At 72.5% G+C, this 22,183-nt stretch carries 17 protein-coding genes; 11 read left to right on the top strand and 6 right to left on the bottom strand.

Features of this window, described 5'->3' with window-relative positions; genetic code table 11:
- Positions 1 to 126 precede the first annotated feature (126 nt).
- The 3 genes from ACVJ1F_RS10635 (at position 127) to ACVJ1F_RS10625 (ending at position 6,922) form a co-directional block, all read left to right on the top strand.
- On the top strand, positions 127 to 5,058 hold the full coding sequence (locus ACVJ1F_RS10635) for an Lhr family ATP-dependent helicase (RefSeq protein WP_056043783.1): 4,932 nt from the start codon (positions 127 to 129) through the stop codon (positions 5,056 to 5,058).
- A gap of 3 nt (positions 5,059 to 5,061) precedes the next feature.
- Positions 5,062 to 5,838 carry an Fpg/Nei family DNA glycosylase gene (locus ACVJ1F_RS10630; RefSeq protein ID WP_123571347.1) on the top strand — a complete coding sequence of 259 codons (777 nt, stop codon included), beginning with the start codon at positions 5,062 to 5,064 and terminating at the stop codon, positions 5,836 to 5,838.
- A gap of 301 nt (positions 5,839 to 6,139) precedes the next feature.
- Positions 6,140 to 6,922 carry a peroxiredoxin-like family protein gene (locus tag ACVJ1F_RS10625; RefSeq protein WP_456886083.1) on the top strand — a complete coding sequence of 261 codons (783 nt, stop codon included), beginning with the start codon at positions 6,140 to 6,142 and terminating at the stop codon, positions 6,920 to 6,922.
- A 130-nt stretch (positions 6,923 to 7,052) separates the two neighbouring features.
- Here the strand turns inward: ACVJ1F_RS10625 and ACVJ1F_RS10620 are convergent, their stop codons facing one another.
- A complete protein-coding gene (locus tag ACVJ1F_RS10620) occupies positions 7,053 to 7,517 on the bottom strand; it encodes an MSMEG_6728 family protein (protein WP_173153596.1) in 465 nt (154 codons plus the stop codon).
- Positions 7,518 to 7,714: 197 nt separating this feature from the next.
- Here ACVJ1F_RS10620 and ACVJ1F_RS10615 point away from each other — a divergent pair, with 197 nt between their 5' ends.
- Positions 7,715 to 8,407 (top strand): peroxiredoxin-like family protein, encoded by a 693-nt coding sequence (locus tag ACVJ1F_RS10615; protein ID WP_456886081.1) that lies wholly within the window; start codon positions 7,715 to 7,717, stop codon positions 8,405 to 8,407.
- 230 nt (positions 8,408 to 8,637) lie between these two features.
- Here ACVJ1F_RS10615 and ACVJ1F_RS10610 read toward each other — a convergent pair whose 3' ends face one another.
- Positions 8,638 to 10,185 (bottom strand): APC family permease, encoded by a 1,548-nt coding sequence (locus ACVJ1F_RS10610; RefSeq protein ID WP_456886079.1) that lies wholly within the window; start codon positions 10,183 to 10,185, stop codon positions 8,638 to 8,640.
- A gap of 110 nt (positions 10,186 to 10,295) precedes the next feature.
- On the opposite strand from ACVJ1F_RS10610, the gene ACVJ1F_RS10605 reads away from it, so the two are divergent.
- Positions 10,296 to 12,104: a hypothetical protein gene (locus tag ACVJ1F_RS10605; protein ID WP_456886077.1), complete on the top strand. Its 1,809-nt coding sequence runs from the start codon at positions 10,296 to 10,298 to the stop codon at positions 12,102 to 12,104.
- Positions 12,105 to 12,336: 232 nt separating this feature from the next.
- Here ACVJ1F_RS10605 and ACVJ1F_RS10600 read toward each other — a convergent pair whose 3' ends face one another.
- Both ACVJ1F_RS10600 and ACVJ1F_RS10595 read right to left on the bottom strand, forming a co-directional pair.
- Complete coding sequence (locus ACVJ1F_RS10600) at positions 12,337 to 13,494, bottom strand: toll/interleukin-1 receptor domain-containing protein (protein ID WP_456886075.1); 1,158 nt, start codon at positions 13,492 to 13,494, stop codon at positions 12,337 to 12,339.
- Between the two features lie 433 nt (positions 13,495 to 13,927).
- Entirely contained in the window at positions 13,928 to 14,728 is an 801-nt protein-coding gene (locus ACVJ1F_RS10595) for an SDR family NAD(P)-dependent oxidoreductase (RefSeq protein ID WP_456886073.1), read from the bottom strand.
- 101 nt (positions 14,729 to 14,829) lie between these two features.
- Between ACVJ1F_RS10595 and ACVJ1F_RS10590 the strand changes: the two genes are divergently transcribed.
- The 5 genes from ACVJ1F_RS10590 to ACVJ1F_RS10570 all read left to right on the top strand — a co-directional run bounded on the left by ACVJ1F_RS10590 (position 14,830) and on the right by ACVJ1F_RS10570 (position 19,631).
- A complete protein-coding gene (locus ACVJ1F_RS10590; RefSeq protein ID WP_456886071.1) occupies positions 14,830 to 15,330 on the top strand; it encodes a MarR family winged helix-turn-helix transcriptional regulator in 501 nt (166 codons plus the stop codon).
- A gap of 204 nt (positions 15,331 to 15,534) precedes the next feature.
- Positions 15,535 to 16,305, top strand: a complete 771-nt coding sequence (locus ACVJ1F_RS10585; RefSeq protein ID WP_456886069.1) for a hypothetical protein — start codon at positions 15,535 to 15,537, stop codon at positions 16,303 to 16,305.
- A 155-nt stretch (positions 16,306 to 16,460) separates the two neighbouring features.
- Complete coding sequence (locus ACVJ1F_RS10580) at positions 16,461 to 17,636, top strand: amidoligase family protein (protein ID WP_456886067.1); 1,176 nt, start codon at positions 16,461 to 16,463, stop codon at positions 17,634 to 17,636.
- A 10-nt stretch (positions 17,637 to 17,646) separates the two neighbouring features.
- A complete protein-coding gene (locus tag ACVJ1F_RS10575) occupies positions 17,647 to 18,966 on the top strand; it encodes a sensor histidine kinase (RefSeq protein WP_456886065.1) in 1,320 nt (439 codons plus the stop codon).
- Entirely contained in the window at positions 18,963 to 19,631 is a 669-nt protein-coding gene (locus ACVJ1F_RS10570) for a response regulator (protein WP_456886063.1), read from the top strand. Before ACVJ1F_RS10575 ends, ACVJ1F_RS10570 begins: the two co-directional genes overlap by 4 nt.
- Before the next feature lie 9 nt (positions 19,632 to 19,640).
- Here the strand turns inward: ACVJ1F_RS10570 and ACVJ1F_RS10565 are convergent, their stop codons facing one another.
- The gene (locus tag ACVJ1F_RS10565; protein ID WP_456886061.1) at positions 19,641 to 20,117 is read right to left on the bottom strand and encodes an N-acetyltransferase family protein; all 477 of its coding nucleotides are present in this window, start codon (positions 20,115 to 20,117) and stop codon (positions 19,641 to 19,643) included.
- 3 nt (positions 20,118 to 20,120) lie between these two features.
- Entirely contained in the window at positions 20,121 to 20,384 is a 264-nt protein-coding gene (locus ACVJ1F_RS10560; protein WP_159827947.1) for a hypothetical protein, read from the bottom strand.
- Positions 20,385 to 20,507: 123 nt separating this feature from the next.
- On the opposite strand from ACVJ1F_RS10560, the gene ACVJ1F_RS10555 reads away from it, so the two are divergent.
- Positions 20,508 to 22,166, top strand: coding sequence for an outer membrane protein assembly factor BamB family protein (locus ACVJ1F_RS10555; protein ID WP_456886059.1), 1,659 nt, complete (start codon positions 20,508 to 20,510; stop codon positions 22,164 to 22,166).
- Positions 22,167 to 22,183: the final 17 nt, after the last annotated feature.

Here is a 22,183-nt window from a genome sequence, read left to right as displayed (position 1 = left end):
GCCCACCGTAGCCGGGGCGACCGACACGGTCGGCGAGACGTCACGACCCGCCTCGCCCCTCCGGTCGTGAGCGGCACGTCGTGACGTCTCGGCGGAATGTCGGTGGTGCAGAGCAGGATGGCAACGATGACCGACGTGCTCGACCGCTTCTCCCCCGCGACCCGTGAGTGGTTCCGGGGGGCGTTCGCCGCGCCGACCAGGGCTCAAGAAGGCGCCTGGACGGCCATCAGCCAGGGCGACCACGCCCTCGTCATCGCGCCGACCGGGTCGGGCAAGACGCTCGCGTCGTTCCTCTGGTCGATCGACTCGTTGGCCTCGTCACCCCCGCCCGACGAGAAGCTGCACCGCACCCGGGTCCTCTACATCTCGCCGCTCAAGGCGCTCGGCGTCGACGTCGAACGCAACCTCCGTTCACCGCTGGTGGGCATCACCCAGACCGCTCGACGCCTGGGCACCGAGGCTCCCGACATCACGGTGGGCGTGCGCTCCGGCGACACGAGTTCGAGCGACCGCGGCCGTCTCGCCCGCACGCCGACCGACATCCTCATCACGACCCCCGAGTCGCTCTACCTCATGCTCACGTCGCAAGCGCGCGAGACCCTCAAGGGCGTGCAGACGGTCATCATCGACGAGGTCCACGCCGTCGCCTCGACGAAGCGCGGTGCCCACCTGGCCCTCTCGCTCGAGCGCCTCGACGCCCTGCTCGAGAAACCCGCCCAGCGCATCGGGCTCAGCGCGACCGTCCGCCCGCCCGAAGAGGTCGCGCGGTTCCTCGCCGGCCCGGCACCGGTCACCATCGTCAACCCCCGCGCCGACAAGAAGTTCGACCTGCGGGTCGTCGTCCCGGTCGACGACATGACCGAGCTCGGCACCGCCGCCCCACTCGAGGGCTCGGCCGCCGGCGCCGCGCCGCAGGGCTCCATCTGGCCCCACGTCGAAGAGGGCATCGTCGACCTGATCGCCGCGCACCGCTCGACCATCGTCTTCTCGAACTCGCGCCGCCTGGCCGAACGCCTCACGGCTCGCCTCAACGACATCTGGATCGAACGCCAGGGCGGCGACCTCGAGGCCGCCGAGCGTGCCACCGAGGAGGCGCGGGGCCAGCTGGTCACCGCCGGCCCGGTCGGCGACGACGCGGCCGCCGACGCCGTCGACCCCTTCGCCCCGGCACCCGCCGCGCAGCGCAACCCGGCCGTCGGCGGCGGGGCGCCGGCCCAGCTCATGGGCGGTTCGGGGCAGACCGCCGGCAGCGATCCCCTGCTCGCCCGGGCCCACCACGGCTCGGTGTCGAAAGACCAACGCGCCCTCATCGAGGACGACCTCAAGAGCGGCCGACTGCGCTGTGTCGTCGCCACGAGCTCGCTCGAGCTCGGCATCGACATGGGTGCGGTCGACCTGGTCATCCAGGTCGAGTCGCCGCCGTCGGTCGCCAGCGGCCTGCAACGCGTCGGCCGTGCCGGGCACCAGGTCGGCGAGACCTCCCGCGGCGTCCTGTTCCCCAAGCACCGGGCCGACCTGATCCACTCCGCCGTCGCCGCCGAGCGCATGGTCGCCGGGCTCATCGAAGAGCTGCGCGTGCCGACCAACCCGCTCGACGTGCTGGCCCAGCAGACCGTCGCGGCCGTCGCGCTCGACGAACTCGACGCCGACGCCTGGTTCGACACCGTGCGCCGCAGCGCCCCCTTCGCCACCCTGCCGCGCTCCGCCTTCGACGCCACCCTCGACCTGCTCAGCGGCAAGTACCCCTCCGACGAGTTCGCCGAGCTGCGACCCCGCATCGTCTGGGACCGCGTGCACGGCACCCTGACCGGGCGCCCCGGGGCCCAACGCCTCGCGGTGACGAGCGGGGGCACCATCCCCGACCGGGGACTGTTCGGCGTCTTCATGGTCGGCGAGAAGGCCGCCCGCGTCGGCGAACTCGACGAAGAGATGGTCTACGAGTCCCGGGTCGGCGACGTGTTCGCCCTCGGGGCCACGAGCTGGCGCATCGAGGACATCACGCACGACCGCGTGCTCGTCTCGCCCGCCTACGGCCAGCCCGGTCGCGTCCCCTTCTGGAAGGGCGACGGCATCGGCCGCCCGGCCGAGCTCGGCAAGGCCATCGGCGGCTACGTCCGCGAGCTGTCGAACTCGAGCGAGGCCGACGCCACCACGCGCGTCGCCGCCGGTGGGCTCGACGAGCGGGCGGCACGCAACCTCATCGCGTTCCTCGGCGAGCAGAAGGCCGCCACGTCGTACGTGCCGACCGACACCACCCTCGTGGTCGAGCGCTTCCGCGACGAGCTCGGCGACTGGCGCCTCATCCTGCACTCCCCCTACGGCATGCAGGTGCACGCGCCGTGGGCACTGGCGGTCTCGGCCCGCATCCGCGACCAGCTCGGGGTCGACGGCGGGGCCATGGCTGCCGACGACGGCATCGTCGTACGCATCCCCGACACCGACGCCGAGCCTCCCGGGGCCGAGCTGTTCTCGTTCGAGCTCGACGACCTCGACGAGATCGTCACCGAAGAGGTCGGCGGCTCCGCCCTGTTCTCGTCACGCTTCCGCGAGTGCGCCGCCCGGGCCCTGCTGCTGCCCCGGTACAACCCCGGCAAGCGGTCGCCGCTCTGGCAGCAGCGTCAGCGCTCGTCGCAGCTGCTCGACGTGGCCCGCAAGTACCCGCAGTTCCCGATCGTGCTCGAGGCCGTGCGCGAGGTGCTGCAGGACGTCTACGACCTGCCGGCCCTGATGAGCCTCACCCGCGACCTCGCCAGCCGCACCGTGCGCATCGTCGAGACCGAGACCGAGGTGCCCTCGCCCTTCGCCCGGTCGCTGCTCTTCGGCTACGTCGCGGCCTTCATGTACGAGGGCGACTCGCCGCTCGCCGAGCGTCGTGCGGCCGCCCTGTCGCTCGACTCGAGCCTGTTGCAAGAGCTGCTCGGCCGGGCCGAGCTGCGCGAGCTGCTCGACGCCGACGTCATCGACCAGCACGAGCTCGAACTGCAGCGCCTCGCCCCCGACCGCCGGGCCCGCGACATCGAGGGTGTCGTCGACCTGTTGCGTCTGCTCGGCCCGCTGACCACCGACGAGATCATCGACCGCAGCTGGCTCGCGGCGACCCTCGTCGCCGGCGACGTGGCCGCCCGCGACGACGCCCACCGCGCGCTCGAGACCGCCCTGACCGACCTCGCCTGGTCGAACCGCGTCCTGCGCTTCACCCACGCCGGCACGGTGCGCTGGGCCGGCATCGAGGACGCCTCGCGCCTCCGGGACGCCCTCGGCGTCGCTCTGCCGATCGGCGTGCCGACCGCCTTCGTCGAACCGGTCGACGACCCGCTGGGCGACCTCATCGGTCGGTTCGCCCGCACCCACGGCCCCTTCACTCCCGCCATGGTGGCCGACCGTCTCGGCCTCGGCACCGCCGTCGTGATGGACACCCTGCGGAAGCTCGCCACCCAGCGTCGCGTCGTCGAGGGCGAGTTCCGCCCCCGGCAGCAGGGCAGCGAGTGGTGCGACTCCGAGGTGCTGCGCCGACTGCGCGGCAAGTCGCTGGCCGCGCTCCGGCACGAGGTCGAGCCCGTCGCCCCCGAGACGCTCGGGCGTTTCCTGCCCGCCTGGCAGCACGTCGCCACCGGGCTCAAGGGGTCGGGGCTGCGCGGCCTCGACGGCGTCGTGCAGGTCGTCGACCAGCTCAGCGGGGTCTCGCTGCCCGCCTCGGCCTGGGAGTCCCTGATCCTGCCGGCGCGCGTGACCGACTACAACCCGTCGATGCTCGACGAGCTCACGGCCACCGGCGACGTCATCTGGTCCGGCACCGGCACCCTGCCCGGCAACGACGGCTGGGTCAGCCTGCACCTCGCCGACGGCGCCCAGGTCACCCTGCCCGAGCCGTCCGGAGCCGAGACCGACGACCTGCAACGCGAGGTGCTGGCGGCCCTGGCCGGTGGCGGGGCGTACTTCTTCCGCCAGTTGTCGGACGCCGTGGGCAGCACCGACGACGACGCCCTGGTCACCGCGATCTGGCAGCTCGTCTGGGCCGGGCAGATCACCAACGACACGTTCGCGCCCCTGCGCACCCAGGTGGGCGGCGGACGCACGCCGAGGCCGCGCACCCCGACGCGGTCGCGCTCGTCGTACCGCAGCCGCGGCCGGGTCGCCATGCCTCGACAGGCGGGCCCGCCCACCGTCGGCGGCCGCTGGTCGCTGCTGCCGCTGGCCGAACCCGACGGCACCGTGCGTGCCGCCGCGACGGCCGAGATCCTCCTCGAACGGCACGGCGTCGTCACCCGCGGCGCGGTCGTCAACGAGGGCGTCCGCGGCGGCTTCTCGACGGCCTACAAGGTGCTCAGCGGCTTCGAAGAGACGGGGCGGGCCCGACGGGGCTACTTCGTCGAGGGCCTCGGGGCGGCCCAGTTCGCGACCGGGCCCACGGTCGACCGCCTGCGGTCGTTCGTGCGCGACGAGGGCGACCGCCGCGACGACGACACCCTCGTCGCCGCGGGTCGTCAGCGCGACGTACCCGTGGTGACCCTGGCCGCCACCGACCCGGCGAACCCCTACGGGGCGGCCCTGCCCTGGCCCGGGCAGACGCTCGACGGCGCCTCCGCCGACGAGGCCGCGGCCGTGGCGAGCGCGGCGGCACGAGCCGCCACCGCGGCGGCGGCGACCACGGCGACCGGAGCCGGGGAGCGCGCCGAGGCGGGCTCCGCCGCCGGCTCGACCCGCGCCTCCTCAGGGGGCGACGACCGTGCGACGAGCGACACCCCAGGAGGCGCGGGCGGCAAGAAGAAGTCCGGTCACCGCCCGGGGCGCAAGGCCGGTTCGCTCGTGGTGCTCGTCGACGGGCGGCTCGTCGTCTACGTGGAGCGCGGCGGCAAGACGGTGCTGACCTTCGGTGAGCCGGACGAGCGCGAGCTCGCCCTGGCCGCGGGTTCGCTGGCCGCCACCGTGCGCAACCGCATCGGCAAGCTCGCGGTCGAACGGGTCGACGGCGAGTTCGTGCTGGGCACCGCGCTCGGCGACGCCCTGCGCGACGCGGGATTCGCACCGACGCCGAGCGGCATCCGGCTGAGGGCCTGACCGATGCCCGAAGGAGACACCGTCTACCGCGCCGCCAAGAACCTCGACGCGGTCCTGCACGGCCAGACGCTCACCGCCAGCGACTTCCGGGTGCCGGCGTTCGCGACCGTCGACCTCAGCGGTGAGGTGATCGACGACGTGATCGCCCGCGGCAAGCACCTGCTGCACCACATCGGCGACCTGACGCTGCACACGCACCTCAAGATGGAGGGCTCGTGGCACGTCTACCGGCACGGCACGAAGTGGAGACGTCCGGCCTACCAGGCGCGCGTCGTGCTCGAGACCGCCGACTGGGTCGCCGTCGGGTTCGACCTCGGCATCGTCGAGCTCGTGGCCCGCGACGACGACGACAGCGTGGTCTCGTACCTCGGCCCCGACCTCCTCGGCCCCGACTGGGACGCCGCGCGCGCCCTCGCCAACCTCGAGGCCGACCCGTCCCGCGAGGTCGGGCTCGCCCTGCTCGACCAGCGGGTGCTGGCGGGTGTCGGCAACGTGTACCGCAACGAGCTCTGCTTCCTGAGGGGCGTGCTCCCGACCCGTCCCGTCGGCGAGGTCGAGAACCGACCCAAGATGATCGACCTCGCGCACCGGCTGATCCAGGCCAACAAAGACCGCGTCGACCGCACGACGACCGGCAACCTCCGCGGCACGACCGACTGGGTCTACGGCCGGGCGGGCAAACCGTGCCTGCGCTGCGGCACCAAGATCAAGAGGGGCGAGCTCGGCGAGAGCGAACTCGAGCTGCGCGACACCTACTGGTGCCCTCACTGCCAGAGCTGACGGTCGCCTGCCCGACCGCCACGCCGGCAGGCCGCCACGCCGCCACGCCGCCACGCCGCCACGATGTAAACATCCCGCCACGCAATCGTGTGGCGGGATGTTTACATCGTGGCGGCTTGGGTCGGCGGCCGAGCAGCGCCGGGATGCAGGGTCGATCGGCAGGACAGGGTCCGAGCGCCCGAGCAGCAGGCCGCGTGTGACGCCCCGTGACGCGGCTCAGCGTCGGTCCGAGGCGACGTGCCTACGATCGGCGACACCCGACGGCCGTACCCGGCGAGCCCGTCAGCGTGAGAGGACGACCATGTCGAACAGCGACACCACCGACACCCGCACCACCACCGACACCGGCAACAGCACCAGCACCAGCACCAGCACCAGCACCAGCAACGACACCCGCAGCACCGCCAGCACCCCTGCTCCCACCACCATCGCCGAGCAGGTGACCGAGTTCAACGAGGGCTTCACCGCGCAGATCGGCCCCGACTTCTCGAAGGTCTTCGACGACGAGCAGAGCACCCTGCGCGAGGCCGGCGTACCCGACGACGCCGTGCGACCCGGCGACACGGTCGTCGAGGCGACGCTGCTGACGCCCCAGGGCACCGAGGTCTCGCTCGCCGAGACCGTCGGCGAGGGGCCCGCCGTGCTCGTCTTCTACCGCGGCGCCTGGTGCCCGTACTGCAACCTGACGCTGAAGACCTACCAGGCCGAGCTGCTGCCGCGCCTGCGGGAGCGCGGCGTCGCGCTCGTCGCGATCAGCCCGCAGACCCCCGAGGGCTCCGAGGCGTCGGTGACGAACGGCAGCCTCGAGTTCCCCGTGCTGTCCGACCCGGGCAACGTGCTGAGCGGCGCGCTCGGCATCCGCACCGAACCGAGCGCCGACGCCCGCACCGTCCACACCCAGCTCGGGTTCGACGTCGCCGACAGCAACGCCGACGCGACGGGCGACATCCCCTTCCCCACCGTGCTCGTCATCGACCACGACGGGGTCGTCGTCTTCGCCGACGTCCACACCGACTACACGACGCGGACCGAGGTCGACGAGATCGTCGCCGCCCTCGACCTGCTGGAGGCGCGCGCGGCCTGACCCCGCCGGTCACCCCGCCCGGTCACCGCGCGCCGCCTGACCCCGCCCGATCACCCCGTCCGGTCACCGCGCGCCGCCTGACCCCGCCCGGTCACCCCGCCCGGTCACCCCACCCGGTGACCCCGCGCGGTCACCGCGACGCGTCGCCCGAGGTCGGCACGGGCCAGACGTAGTCCAGGTCGGCGGGTTCGTCGCCGAACGCCGCGGCGTAGGCCTCGGGTGCCTTCGCCAGCAGCTTCGACCGGTGCGAGCGGTGGACGTCCTCCCGACCGAACCACGGAGGCAGCTCGAACTCGTCCGCGCGGAACGCCGCCGCGTCGGCGGGGACCTCGTCGAGGGTGGCCAGCGTCTTGTCCAGGCAGGTGTCGGCGAAGCCCCGAGCGACCCAGGCCGCGCAGGTCTCGACCTGGTAGGCCATCAGCGCCGGCCGGTACCCCCGCCACATCGCGGTGACCGGATGGCTCTGCCAGCCGTAGCCGGGCACGACGAGCGCCCGCATGACCTGGAGCGTCTCGACCCGCTGCTTGCCGAGCCGTTTGTCGTCGAGCACCTCGGCGCTGGCACGGAAGTCGGCGTAGGGGAGGAAGGTCTGCACCGCACCAGCCAACACGCCCGTGCGGGGCGCCGTGCGGCCGTCGAGGACGAGCGCGCGGCCGGTCCCGAGCCGGGCCGCGGCCGGACGATTGCGAACACCACCCCGCCCCGTGCGGTCCCCCGGGCGCGCATCCGCCTACCCTCGATCGAGGTGACCGGCCCGGACCCGGTGCACCCCGTCACGGTCGAGAGGACCCCATGTCGAACGCCGACTCCCCCATCCCCACCCGCATCGCCGACAAGGTGACCGAGTTCAACGAGGGGTTCACCGCCGAGATCGGCACGGAGGCCACGAAGGTCTTCGACGACGAGCAGTCGGCCCTCCGCGACACGGGCGTCCCCGCGGCCGCCGTCCGGGTGGGCGACACGATCGTGGACGCGACGCTCGTGACGACCGCCGGCGACGAGGTCTCGCTGTCGGAGACCGTCGGTGAGGGCCCGGCCGTCCTGGTCTTCTACCGCGGCGCCTGGTGCCCGTACTGCAACCTGACGCTCAAGACCTACCAGGCCGACCTGCTGCCCGAACTGCGGGAGCGCGGCGTCGCCCTGGTCGCGATCAGCCCCCAGACGCCCGAGGGCAGCGAGCGGTCCGTCGCGAACGGCGGCCTCGAGTTCCCGGTGCTGTCCGACCCGGGCAACGTGTTCGTCCGGGCCCTGGGCATCCAGACCGAGCCGGTCGCGGCCGCCCGTGCGGTGCACTCCGACCTCGGATTCGACGTCGCCGACAGCAACGCCGACGCGACCGCCGACGTTCCGTTCCCGACCGTCCTCGTCGTCGACCGCGACGGCAAGGTCGTCTTCGCCGACGTCCACGTCGACTACACGACCCGCACCGAGGTCGACGAGGTCGTCGCCGCCGTCGACGCGCTCGACACGCCCCCCGCCTCCTGACCGGCGCCGCGCCTCCTGCGCCGCGCCGCGCCTCCTGACCGGCACCGCGCCTCCTGAGCCGCACCGTGCCTCCTGAGGCCGAGGAGGCGCGCCCGGCCCGGCCCCGCCGGCCACGCCCCGCCGGTCACACCCCGGGCACACAGCGAAGGACCCCGTCCCCGACGACGGCCCCCGAACGATCGGGATGCACATCGTCCGGGACGGGGTCCTCCGTCGGTCGGCGGTGCCGCTCAGTGCGGACGGCCACCGGCGTCGACGGCGGGTGCCGGGGCGGCGGCGTCCTCGCCGAGACCGACCCGCGAGTGCCGACGCCCGTAGGCGAAGTACACGACGACGCCGACCACGAGCCAGACGGCGAACCGTGCCCAGGTGAGCGTGGTCAGGTTGAACATCAGCCAGACGCAGAGCACCGCCGACAGGATCGGCAGCACGGGCGACAGCGGCACCCGGAACGCCCGCGGCAGGTCGGGCCGGGTGCGCCGCAGCACGATGACGCCGATGCTGACCAGCACGAAGGCCGACAGCGTGCCGATGTTGATCATCTCCTCCAGGACGCCGACGTCGGTGAACCCGGCGATCAGGGCGACGAGCACACCGGCGATGACCTGGACGCGCACGGGCGTCTTGCGGACGGCCGAGGTCTTCGCGAGCCAGCGGGGCAGCAGGCCGTCGCGTGCCATCGAGAAGACGATGCGGGCGAGGCCGAGCAGCAGCACCATGATGACCGTCGTCAGGCCGATGAGGGCTCCGATGGCGATGACCTGGGCGGCCCAGCCGACGCCGACCAGGTCGAAGGCCGTGGCCAGGGTCGGGGCCTCGACGGCGGCGAGGTCGCGGTACGACACCATGCCGGTGAGCACGATGGACACCATGACGTAGAGCACGGTGACGATGGCCAGGCCCAGGAAGATGCCGCGGGGCATGGTCTTCTGCGGGTTCTTGACCTCTTCGGCGCTGGTCGCGACGACGTCGAACCCGATGAATGCGAAGAAGACGAGCGAGGCGCCGGCGAGCAGGCCGAAGACGCCGTACTGCGCGGGCTCGGCACCCGAGACGAACGAGAAGAGGGACTGCGTCCAGACGTCTCCCTCGCCGGCCGGGCGGGGCTGCGACGCCGGGACGAAGGGCGTGTAGTTCGACGACTTGACGAAGAAGAAGCCGACGACGATGACGAACAGCACGATCGCGACCTTGATCACGGTGAAGACGCTGCCGACGCGCGAGCTGAGCTGCGTGCCCAGGACGAGCAGCACGGTGAAGAACGCGACGATGACGAACGGCGCCCAGCTCAGCTCGAGCGGCCCGATCGACAGGGTGTCGGGCACGTCGAGACCGAAGCCGGAGAACACGGTGCTGAGGTAGATGCCCCAGTACTTGGCCAGCACGGCCGCCCCGGTGAGGGTCTCGAGGATGAGGTCCCACCCGATGATCCAGGCCAGGAACTCGCCGAGGGTGGCGTAGGTGAAGGTGTACGCGCTGCCCGCGACGGGGATGGTCGAGGCGAACTCGGCGTAGCACATGATCGCCAGGCCGCAGGTGACGGCCGCGAGGATGAACGACAGCGTCACGCCCGGGCCCGCGAAGTTCGCGGCGGCGTTGGCGCCCACCGAGAAGATGCCGGCCCCGACCGCGACGGCGATGCCCATGAGGGTCAGGTCGGTGACGCCGAGCGAGCGCTTCAGCCCGTTCTCGGGCCCCGTCGAGTCGGCGAGCGACGACTCGACCGACTTCGTGCGCCACAGGGTGCTGAGACCCCGGGCCTTGGGGACGGTGCTCATGCTGCCTCCTGGGTGGTGCGGGCGATGGGGTCGCCCCGTCTCGGGGGACGACGCGCCAGCATACCGGCGGACCGGCCGCGTCTCGTAGCATGGCGGGCGAGGGGGGCATCGTGGACGGACGACCGTGGCAGCCGACGCGTCCCGAGCGCCCGGCGGCAGCCCGGGAGGCGCGGGCCGGCTCCCCGGCGACGCCCGCCTCCGCGACCGGTCACCCCGACGAGCACGCAGCCGACGTCGATGCGCGCGACGGGTACGACGGGGTGGAGGCCACCGGAGCAGGACGGCGCGCGGGGCGACCCCCGCTGCAGGCGGTCGGACGCCGGACGGGTCGTGCGCTGCGCCGGGGGTGGAGCCGCGCCTCCCGGGCTCGCCGCCTCGGACTGACGGTCGGCGCCGTCGCCGTGGTGACCGCGCTCGTCGCCGGCGCGGGCCTCGCGATGCAGCCGCGGTACGACGAGCCGGTGCGCCCCGCGATGCTCGTCGACGACCTGCGGTCCGAGCCCACGGCGTCCGTCTGGCGGACCGACCTGGCCGGTGCGGCCACGCCCGGCATGCCCTCGGGGTGCGCCTACTACGCGTTCGCCGGGATGGTCGGCGACGACGCGCTCGTCACCGCCCAGTCGGCCGAGCAGTCCGACCGCTGCGGAGGTGCCGGAGGGCGCCTGGCCCGGGTCGACGGCGACACCGGTGACGTGGTGTGGAGCGCGAACGTGGCCACGGCCCTGGGGCGGGTGGTGCGGTCGGTCCGGTTGACGCCGGACGCCGACGGACGAACCGCCACCCTGGTCGTCGAGGTCGACGCGGGTTCGACCCTGGCCCGGCTGGACCTGCGGACGGGCGAGGTCACCGACTGGTCGGCGGCGGTCGAGTCGTCCGATCCCGACCAGGTGACGCGCATCGAGGAGGTCTCGTCGACGACCGTCCTCGTCTCGCACCAGCCCCGGACGAGGTTCGGGCCCGACGGCTCGGGTCCGACCACCGAGGAGGGCGACGTGACGGGGTACGAGCTCCGTGCCCTCGACGCCCCCGACGCCGTGTCGTGGCGAGCCGACGAACCGTCGCAGGCCACCGTGAGGCTCGTCGACGACGAGTTCTACGTGCTGACGACGGCCGGCGACGGATCACGGGTGATCGACGCCGCCACCGGTGACGTGCACCGCCTGCCGATCGACGACGACACCTACGGCTGGCCCGAGGCGGCCGGCGACCACGTCGTCGTGACGCTCGCCGCCCCCTCCGGGCAGCAGCTCGTCGCCTTCTCGCAGGACCGGCCGGGCACCGTGGACTGGTCCGCCGACCTGTCGGGCGACGCCTCGTTGATCGTGTCGGACCGGTGCGTCACGGTCACGGCCCCCGTCGTGAGCGGCGACCCGGTGGTCGCCGGGCCGAGGGGCTCCGACGACGCGGGCGACACCGACGCGGGCGGCACCGCCGACGCGGACGGACCCGTGGGTCGGAGCGCGGTCACCTGCCTGTCGCCCTCGACCGGCGAGACCGTGTGGTCGACCACGGTCCCGGTCGCCCGCGGACAGACGGTGCAGTCGGGGTGGAACCCCTCGCCGAGCTCCGCCTTCGACGACGTGCAGGTCACCGTCTCACCGTCCAGCGACTTCGGCGACGAGACCTCGACCGTGACGACGTTCGACGCGGGCGACGGGCGCGTGGTCTTCGAGGCGACCCTGCCGGGGTACTCGGCACCGTTGGCCCAGGGGCGCACGACCGTCTACCAGCAGACATTCGGGGTCGACGGGCGGTTGGCCGTCGTCGCCCTCGACCGCTCCAGCCACCGAGAGCTGTGGCGGACGTCCGGCGACGACGTGCTGACCTACCAGTTCTGGGGGCAGCACCTGGTCGTCGTGACCCAGGACGGCGTCGTCCGCCGGCTAGGAGACCGCACGGCGGTCGTCGACGGCAGCTGACGCGGCGATAGCTGATGATGCCTGATTGAACACCATCAGGACCCTGTGCGTCCTGCCGTCGCCGCACCCACCCCCGCCCCATCCCCTGGACGCTGACCCGATCCCTGGCAGGAGGCGATGGCTCGAAAAATTCTGTTTTCTGAGACCCAGTAGTCCAGGAGGCGTATGCCTTCCTCTGCCTGTCTGCAGTTTGTCGACATCGACTTTTCGACGCGCCTGCGCTAGCGAATTATTACCGCTGGCTCCGCATGGTTTCGGTTAGTCGAACCGTGTCTCGCACTGCGGTCAGGCCCCGGCGGGCCGGTCGCAAAGAATTCCTGATAGCTGCGGAGAAGGATTCGAGTGGAATAAATTTCGACATCAACTCTTCCATACCGTCGGCAACATTACTGAGATCCCCAAACTTGTCGAGAAGAGTCGAAACGTTATCGTTGACAGTGTTGTTCAGCTCCATTGAACCTGAACTAGCCGCCACCTTTTTCATGCTCTTCAAAAGCTGGTCAAAGTGCTTGAGGTCTTCATACATTGCAAGACCGTGTATTTCGATTTTGTCAGAGGGATTCTGGAAAGCCCTGCTTAGGCGAATGGACCATGCCTGCATACCTTGAGGAGTCGTAGGCGGTGCAACCTCGGGGCTTGCTGCGATTGTCCCGAATTCGGTTAGAGCCGGAGTTAGAGCTTGCGCGTGGACATTTAGCGAATCAATGGTGTCGCCCATATCTGCCATCAGGTCCATGAGACCAGGCTCGTCCAAGCTTAACTCCCCGCCCAGATCCATGCCCGACGTACTCGTGGGCCCCCGTGTCTCCCCTTCACCACGCGATTCGGACTGGACTGGGCCCGGTTCACTACCCGAAGGCTCCCGGGTGGGCTGAGCCAGAATGGCCTCGCTTTTGGCGACAGCGTCAAGAAGTCGATCAGCAATACGCGCCATAACTGTGAGCCATGTTGCGGATTCGAAGCCTGCGAGCAATCCCGCCTCGAGCAGTTCATACTGCTTTTCGGCAGCGTATCTCGCAATTTCATCCTCGCTGTCCTTACTGATGGCAGGCGAGTGGAGCGGAACAACGGGGAGAATTAGGCCGGTCACTCCGAGGGACTTTGCTTCGGCTTGAAAGGTTAAGAACTCATCACGGCAGACTTCCCTTTCGATATACAGAGGCGTGACGAAGGGGAGGAAGACGCTAGCATTTTGCACCTCTTGTTCAAGTCTCTCCCTCCAATCCTCACCCCAACCGATGCCCTCGCGATCAACAAAAACCTCGAGCGGTCGAGCAGATTTCACCTTGGCAAGAGCACGCAGCTTGCTCACGAAAGGGTCAATAAATTTAAAGTCGTCGTCATCACCGTGCGCATAGCTCACGAATACACGAATGGGAATTCCAGTCACGTTTGCCCCCCTGGGAAAGTCGTCTTTGCCTTTGTCGACGTTGACAGGGTCGCACAGCAGTCAGGACTTCTCTAGACCTTCCCTATTTCGGAGGAGAGGGCCTGGCGCTAGGCAGTATCAGCGCACAATGCGGCATTGGACAGATGCCAGCCTCCCCAGGGGTGGGTAAAAACGTCCTTTGCCCTGCCAGATCCTGGCCGCGCGCTTTCTTCCACGTAGAAACGTGCCTCTGAACAGGGTCGCGATGGCCGTTATGGCTCCAGAAGTCCTGCATCGCGAGGGGGACCTTCTCGCCAGAATCGAGTCGGGCTACCGGGTAAGCCGACAACCGGCAACATTCACTATCAATCTCCTAACCGCGTCGCGTTAGGTCGTTCCTCCGGTTCTAGGTCGCAACGTCCTCGGGCGGATGCGGAATGCCGCCCGAAGCGCATCACAGCAGGCCGGGCAGCACCCCGCCGTCGGCACGCAGCGCGGCACCGTTCGTCGCCGACGCCCGCGGGCTCAAGAGGTAGGCGACGAGCGAGGCGATCTCGTCTGGGTCGATGAAGCGCTGGAGCAGGGACGCCCCTCGCTGCGCGACCAGTGCCTCCTTCAGCTGCTCGACGGGGACGCCCTGGGCGGCCGCGACCTTCCCGACGGCCGCGGCGACCCCCTCCGACCAGGTGGGCCCGCCGAGCACGGTGTTGACCGTGACGCCCGTTCCCCGGGTGAGCTTGGCGAGCCCGTTGCCGAGGGCGATCGTCGCGGCCTTGGTCACGCCGTAGGGGATCATGTCGCCCGGCACGTCGACTCCGGACTCGCTGCCGACGAAGACGATGCGACCCCGGCCCCGCTCGAGCATCCCGCCGAGTAGGCGCCTCGACAGGCGCACGCCGCTCATCAGGTTCACCTCGAGGTACCGGGCCCAGTCGGCGTCGGTCGCGGAATCGAACGCGTCCAGTCCGAAGAGGCCCACGTTGTTCACCAGGACGTCGACGCCGCCGCGGCCGTCGAGCGCGTCGAGCAGCCGCGCCAGGTCGGCGGGCTCGGCGAGGTCGGCCGCGAACCCCTCGACGGCACCGCCCGGGTGGGCGGCGCGCAGACGGTCGACGGCGACGACGACCCGCGCCTCGTCCCGCCCGTTCACGATCACGTGGGCACCCTCTTCCGCCAATGCCGCCGCTACGGCGTACCCGATGCCCTGGGTCGAGCCGGTGACGAGGGCTGTCGTGCCGTCGAGACGGAGATCCATGGTTCCTCCTGCTGTTTTGACTTGCTTGAGCAAGTCAATCTAGGCGACGATGCTTGCTCAGGCAAGTCGACCGAGGGCCGGTCGTACCGTAGCCTTGAGCCGTGCCCACCCCTCCTGCGTCCCTCGTCCTGACGGATGAACAGCTCGACGTCTGGGCTGCCGTTGCGACCCTGCTCGAACGGCTGCCCACGGCCCTCGACGCCCAGCTGCTGCACGACAGCGGCGTGACGCACTTCGAGCACGGCGTGCTGACCGCACTCGACGGCGCCCCCGAGCGCACGCTGCGCCTCAGCACCCTCGCCGGCTACGCGAGCTGCACCCTCTCGCGCCTGTCTCGTGCCGTCACGCGACTCGAGGGCAAGGGCTGGGTCCGCCGCGTCGTGGACCCCTCGGACGGCCGGTTCACCCTGGCCGTGCTGACCGACGACGGGCACGCGCAGGTCGAGCGTGCGACCCCCGGGCACCAGACCCTCGTGCACCGGCTCGTCTTCAACAGCCTCACGGCGACCCAGGCGCGCCAGCTCGGCATCGCCGCGAGGCGCGTCTCGGAGGCCGTGGACCCCACGCCCGTCTGGCGGCCGACCGACGGTCGCGGCCGGTGACAACCCGGGCGCACCCCCCGAGACCATCCCTTCGGAGGAGGCCGGGACGCGTCGGGTTCGTCCCGACGGCCATCGTCCGCCGCCGACCGGCCAGACCCCACGCCGAACCCTTGTCGCCCGGTGCCGGTGCCTCCTAGCGTCGGCCGTGGTCGCGAGGTGACGGACCCCGTCACCCCGACCGACCGACCGAACGAGGAGACCGACATGACCGACCTGACCGACACCCACGACACCCACGACACGACCGCGACCGCGACGACCCGGGGCCTCGGCACCGACCGCTCCGGCACCCCGCGCCGCACGGCCGGTTCCGCGTTCCGCCGGGTGGGGGCGACCGCAGCGGTCGCCTGCGCCCTCGCGGGCTCGATCGCCGGGCTCGGGGCACTCGGCGCCCTCGCGGCCCCGGGCAGCTCCCCCGCCGCCCAGGCGGCGTCGGAGCCCACGACGGCGACCGTGCCGAAGGTCACGTACACCCCGGCCGACCTGGCCGCCTTCGCCGCCTCGCCCTACGCCGACGACGCCCTCAACCTCGCGGTCGTCTGGGGAGTGGACCAGACCACGGCGATGGGCAAGGCCGGAGCCGCACTCACGGCCGGCACGACGCTGCCCTTCGCGGCGGGCGCGGCCGCGACGGCGGCCTACACCGACGAGCAGCGCGAGGCCGCCTTCTTCGCCGCGGGCACCGACACGACGTTCCAGGACGACTTCACCCAGGGCCTCGGGCTCGCCGTCGCCTGGGGCAACGACGACGTCGCGACGGCCAAGGCGAAGGTCGGCGGCCTGCTGCTCGCCCACGAGCAGGTGCCCGCCGCGCCGACCTCGTACACCGACGACCAGGACGCCCGGGCCTTCACCCTCGTCGGCTACGGCGACGCCGAGGCGGCCCAGCTGGCGGGCCTGTGGCAGAGCGACACCCGGTCGGCCGTGGTGCGCGCCGGCGCCGCCCTCCTGGCCGGGGACGACCTGCCCCTCTGAGCCCGCCCCGCCCGTCGGACGACCCGATCGGGCGGCCCGACTCGGTGGCAGGACCGTGCGGCAGGACCGTGCGGCAGGACCGGGCGGTGGCGCCGCCGCCCGGTCCGCACGACCAGCAGCACCCGCACCGCACCCGCCCTCGACCCGGAAGCCCCATGACGACCCTCCACTCCCGCATCGGCTTCGAGATCGAACTGTTGGCCCCGCCCGGGTCGAGCCGGCGCACCCTCGCCGACCGTCTCGCGAGCGACCACGACGGCCAGGTCACCCGCATCTTCCACACCGACTCCGAGCCGTCGCTCGTGCCGGGCATGGGCCACTTCTGGCACCTGACGCCGGGCTACGTCGTCCGGGACGCCCGCGGCGGCCCCGTCGCCGAGCTCGTCGACGACGTCACGCTCGTCGACGACCTCCGCCGTGACCACGAGGAGGCGCGGGTCGGGTCGTCGACGGACACGCGCCCCGCCGACGCGGTCCCGCCCGACGACCGGTCGTACCGAGTGCTCTCCGACGACCCGCGCCTCCTGCGTCTCGTGGCCCGGCACTCGTCCCCCGACACGCCCTTCGACCGCGCCCTCGACGACGCGGCCGTGCTCTTCGGCAGCACGGTCGAGACGATCGGCGCGGTGCGTCGTCTGCGCGACGGCGCGGGCTCGAGCATCGCCCTGGCCTCGGCGCTGGCGGCGGGACGCGAACGACCGTGCGAGATCGTCACGCCGCCGCTCGTCGCCGACCACGAGGCCGCCCTCGAGCGCCTGCTCGGGCCGGCCCGCGAACTCGGCTTCACGGTGCCCGTCGAGGCGGCCGTGCACCTGCACCTCGACGGCGCCCCGTTCCGATCGGTCGCCGCGTTCTCCAACCTGGTGCGCCTCTTCTCGTGGTGGCACGAGCCCCTGCGGGCCGCGCTGGGGACGAACCCCGCGTGCACGCGCCTGGCGCCGCTGCCGTCCGCCCTGGTCGAGCTCGTCGGCCGGACCGACCCGCGAGGCGCCGGGCGGGTCGACGACTGGTCGCGGCTGCAGACGGCCGCCGCGGGCACCGGGCTGACGAAGTACGCCGACGTCAACCTGACCGCGCTGGTGACCGACCGGCGCGTGCGGGACACCGTCGAGGTCCGCATCCTGCCGGGCACCCTCGACGCCGCGGACCTCACCCGCCGCGCGAGCCTGGTCGAGCGGCTGCTGGCCCGCTGCCTCGAGACGGAGCCCGTGCCCCGCCCGACGAGCACCGACGCGCGCGAGGCCGCAGCCGAGCTGCTCGACCTCGCCCGCGCGGCCGACCCCGCCGGATTGGTCCTTTCGGCCGAGGCCACGGCACGGGGTCGGCGTTAGCGTGGAGGCCGTGCAGACGAACGGGACCACGACGACCGGGTGGGGGCGCCCCCGACTCGTGGTGCTGGCGCTGGTCGGGGCCGCCTACTTCGGCGGGCTCGCCCTCGCCCTGCGACTCGAGTGGTACCCGCAGGCGCTCCCCGGGTACCTCTACCTCGGCGTCGTGGCGCTGGTCGCGTGCGCGACCCTCGACCGGTGGCCCGTCGAGACGCTGGCCGTCGTCACCGGATTCACGGCCTTCACGACCCTCGCGCCCCTCCCTCCGGCGCTGTACGGCCTGCACCTCGGACCGCCCGTGGCGCTCCTGCCGCTCGCGGTCGTGGTCTTCCTGACCATCTCGGGTCGCGGGCCGGTGGTCGCCAGCGCGGCGACCTTCGCCACCCTCGCCGTGCTCGTCGTGCTGCCCTGGCGCGACGTCGCCGCGGCCGGCGTGCAGGGCGTGCCCCTGTCGCAGGTGCTGCTGTCGGACGTGGGGCAGGACCGCTCGGTCGTGCTCGGTCAGCTCATGGCGTGCGGCCTCGTCGTGGTGGTCGCCCTCCTCCTCCGGCGGCAGCGCGAGGCCACGACCGAGCTCGCGAGGACGAACCGTGAGCTGCTCGTGCTGCGGGCGGGCGAGGTCGCCCGCATCGCCGAGCACGAACGCACCCGCATCGCCCGCGACGTCCACGACGAGGTCGGCCACCACGTCGCCGCCCTGGTCATCCGGGCGCAGGCCGCCCTGCGGGTCGCCGACGAGCACCCCGAGCAGCTGGCCCCGGCCATGAGGGACATCGCCGCGGGCGGGCAGGACGTCCTGGGACGCATCCGCGGGGTGCTGCGGGTGCTCCGGGCGACACCCGGGGGCGCCACCGTGTCGACGTCGGTCGTCGACGAACTGGCGCAGATGACCGGCCGCCTGACGTCACTCGGCTACGAGGTCGACTGCACGGTGCACCTCGACGGCGACGACCTGCCGACCGAGCGTCGCGTCGCGGTCCTCGCCGTGGTGCGCGAGGGACTGACGAACGCGATGCTGCACTCGTCGGCGCACCGGGTGCACGTCACGGTCGACGACACGTCCGGCGTGACGGTCGTCACGGTGACCGACCCGGGCCCCGCCCGCGAACGGTTCCCCGACGTGCCCCGAGGCGGAGCCGGCATCCCCTCTCTGCGCGATCGGGTCGGCGCCCTCGGCGGCTCGCTGGCCGCCGGGCCGGGGCCCGACGGGGCCGGCTGGCAGGTCCGGGCCGAACTACCGGCGTCGGCACCGGCACCGGCAGCGCCGGCCACGACGGCTTCCGCGTCGGCACCGGCACCGGCTTCCGTGTCGACGGCAGGGCGGGCGGCATGACGCTGCGCGTGCTGGTGGTCGACGACCAGGCGATCGCCCGGGCCGGGCTCGCGACGATGCTCGACGCCGAACCGGACGTCGACGTCGTCGGGCAGAGCGCCGACGGCGAGGACGCCGTGGCCGACGCCCTCGCCCTGAGACCCGACGTCGTCGTGATGGACATCCGCATGCCCCGGCTCGACGGCATCTCGGCCACCCGGCGCATCGTGCCGGCCATCGGCTGCGCCGTGGTCCTCATCACGACCTTCGACGACGACGAGCACCTGTTCGACGGCATCGCGGCCGGTGCCTCGGGCTTCCTGCTCAAGGACTCCGGGCCCGATCTCATCGCCGCCGCGGTGCGGTCGGCGGCCCGCGGCGACTCGCTGATCGACCCGGCCATGACGCGGGCCCTCATCGAGCAACGAGTCGCCCCGGCCCCCGCGTCGCCGGACGCCGTCCGCCACCGGGCGGCCCTCGACTCGTTGAGCGACCGCGAGCGGGACGTGCTCGACGCCGTCGCACGCGGCCTCAGCAACGTCGACATCGCCCGAGAGCTCTTCGTCAGCACGGCCACCGTGAAGAGCCACATCTCGAGCCTGCTGGCCAAGACCGACAGCCGCACCCGCGTGCAGGCGGCCGTCTTCGCGTTCCGCTCGGGCTTCGCCCGCCCCGAGGGCGGCTGAGCCACCGGGTCAGAGCAGCCGGTCGAACCGCTGCGTGGGCCGCTTCAGCAGCGAGTGCTCGAACGGGCCGCCCGCGGCCACCCACCCCTCGCTCTCGTACAGTCCGACCGCCGCGACGTTGTCGAGGAGCGCGTGCAACACGGCACGCTCGTGACCGAGCGAGCCCAGCCGTGCGGTCACCTCCCTCAGCAGGGCGCGCCCCAGCCCCCGCGCCTGGGCACCGGGCCTGGTCGCCAGCAGGCCCAGCACCGGGGCGTCGGGCGGGTCTGCGGGCAGGCCGCTGCCCGGGCGCGTCGCGAGCACGAAGCCGTCGACCCCGTCGACACCGTCGGCGACCAGCCAGACGACGCCCGCGTCGAACTTCGGTCGGGCCCGTTCGGCGACCCCGGCGAACGCCTGCCCGTCACGTGCAGCACACGCCGCGACCCAGACGGCCAGGCACGCCTCGAGATCGGCCGTGCCGGCGGGGCGGATCTCGGGCGACACGAGCTACCCCCGCACCAGCAACGGGAACACGAACACCGCGAAGAGGAAGAACGCCGCCATGACGCCGAACACGACGTAGGTGCCCCGACCGACGACTCGCTGACCGGAGGCCTCACGGCGCTGCAGCACGCGGCGACGGTAGATCACCTGGATGACCACGAGCACGACGATCGCCAGGGCGAGGATCGAGATGACGACGGCTTCGATGGCACGGCTCCTTCGGGGGACGGGCGACGAGAGGGCGAACGGGCGGAGCCGCTCGTGCACCGGCGGGCGGGACCGGACGGCCCGCACCAGCCTAACGGCCGACCCCGGGAGCCCAGGAGGCGCGGGTCGCGACCTCGGGACCGCTCACGGCCCGCCTACGCGCCCGCCTCGTACCATGGCCGGGTGACGGACGACGCCCGACCGAGCGACCAGCCGTTCGCGCGCGCCCGCCGCCGCGGGGCCGCCGTCTGGCACCGCGCCTCCCGCCCTCGCCGGCTCGCCCTCGTGGCCGCCGCGGTGGTCGCCGCCGCGGCGCTCGTCACGACCGTCGGCCTGGTCGAGGCCCCGCGGTACTCGTCGGCCGCCGCGCTCGACGGCGTCGTCGGCGACGACCTGCGGCACGAGCCCGTCCCCGGGTCGTGGACGCTGACGCCCGCCGACGTCGGCGTGCCGGCGGACCAGGGTCGGTGCCTGCTCTGGCAGGCGGAGCCCGCGGTGGGCCCCGACCGGCTCGACGGCGACGTCCTCGTCAGCGCCGGCGGTGCCGCGGGCGACGACGGCAGGGGCACGAGCGCCGCCACGGACGTCGGCGCCGACTGCCGCTTCGACGGCGGCTTCGGCAGCACCGCGCAGGCCGTCAGCCGGCTCGCACGCGTCGACCCCGTCGACGGCACCGTCCGCTGGTGGGTCGACCTCGGCACCGAGCTCGACGCCGGCAGCGGCTTCGTCCAGGTCTGGCCCGCCGACGGCGCCACCGACACGGCCCTCGTCTCGACGCTGGGCTTCGGCGGGGACGGGTTCGCCTCGTCGTACGCCCGCCTCGACCTCGGGACCGGCGAACTGACCGACGTGACCACCTCGCCGAACGGGCGTGCGCGCCTGACCGACGCCACCGCCTCCTGGGCCCTCGTCTCGAGCGACCCGCAGTTCTCGTACCAGGACTCCCGCGTCTACTACGACGCGGAGCCCGGCACGGGCGAGTTCTCGCTCTACGCCGCCGACGACCTCGACACCCCCGTGTGGACGGGCGAGACCACCGGCAGCCAGGACGAGGCCCTGACCCCCGACGGCCTGCTCGTCCTCGACGGCGGGACCATCACCGCGGTCGACGGACGCACCGGCGAGAAGCACGACTGGGGGCCCGACCTGCCGACCGCCACGACCCTCGTCGTCGACGGCGACCTCGTCGTGGTGGGCCTCGACCCGGCGATCCCCACCTCGACCGACGACACGGACGGCACGGTGGTGGCGCTCTCGCTCGACGGGCGCGAACTCTGGCGGCACGGCTTCCGCCAGGACCGCGGGGTGCAGGCGACCGGCGACTGCCTCGTCTTCTCGACCACGCCCGGGGTCGTCTGCGTCGACCGCCGCACGGGCGCCGAGCTCTGGACGACCCCGCCCCGCGACCGCCGCCACGGGCTCGCGCGGGTGACCACCGACCCGGCCGGCGACCGGGGGTCGCTCGTCTTCGCCCAGACCTTCGAACCAGGAGGCGCGGCGGCGGTGTCCGGCGACCTCACGTCGGACGAGGCGGCCCAGCGCACCGTCCGCCTGCTCGACGTGGCGTCGGGCCACGAGGTGGCCCGGGCGGTGGTGCCGGGCGAGTCCCAGATCGCGCTCGTCGGCCGCACGACCGGCTACGCCACGACCGCCTCGAGCGGTCGCACCTCGACGGTCACGGCCTTCGACCTGGCCGACGGCCGCCGCCTCTGGCAACTCGACACGGACCGCGACCAGCTCGGCTTCTGGGGCGGCACGCTCGTCGCGAACCACCCCGACGGCAGCGTGCAGCGCCTCGTCGACCCGGTGCGCCTGGTCGAGCCGGTGCGCCTCGTCGGCTGAGCCGGAGCAGCCCTGGC

Source organism: Frigoribacterium sp. 2355 (genome assembly GCF_054060695.1).
This window is presented reverse-complemented; position numbering and strand designations above follow the sequence as displayed.

Bases quoted from the DNA above. Each gene is read 5' to 3' on its own strand.
- ACVJ1F_RS10610 (WP_456886079.1), bottom strand. From the start codon at position 10,185: ATGAGCACCGTCCCCAAGGCCCGGGGTCTCAGCACCCTGTGGCGCACG.
- ACVJ1F_RS10615 (WP_456886081.1), top strand. From the start codon at position 7,715: ATGTCGAACGCCGACTCCCCCATCCCCACCCGCATCGCCGACAAGGTG.
- ACVJ1F_RS10580 (WP_456886067.1), top strand. From the start codon at position 16,461: ATGACGACCCTCCACTCCCGCATCGGCTTCGAGATCGAACTGTTGGCC.
- ACVJ1F_RS10635 (WP_056043783.1), top strand. From the start codon at position 127: ATGACCGACGTGCTCGACCGCTTCTCCCCCGCGACCCGTGAGTGGTTC.
- ACVJ1F_RS10585 (WP_456886069.1), top strand. From the start codon at position 15,535: ATGACCGACCTGACCGACACCCACGACACCCACGACACGACCGCGACC.
- ACVJ1F_RS10595 (WP_456886073.1), bottom strand. From the start codon at position 14,728: ATGGATCTCCGTCTCGACGGCACGACAGCCCTCGTCACCGGCTCGACC.
- ACVJ1F_RS10625 (WP_456886083.1), top strand. From the start codon at position 6,140: ATGTCGAACAGCGACACCACCGACACCCGCACCACCACCGACACCGGC.
- ACVJ1F_RS10630 (WP_123571347.1), top strand. From the start codon at position 5,062: ATGCCCGAAGGAGACACCGTCTACCGCGCCGCCAAGAACCTCGACGCG.
- ACVJ1F_RS10570 (WP_456886063.1), top strand. From the start codon at position 18,963: ATGACGCTGCGCGTGCTGGTGGTCGACGACCAGGCGATCGCCCGGGCC.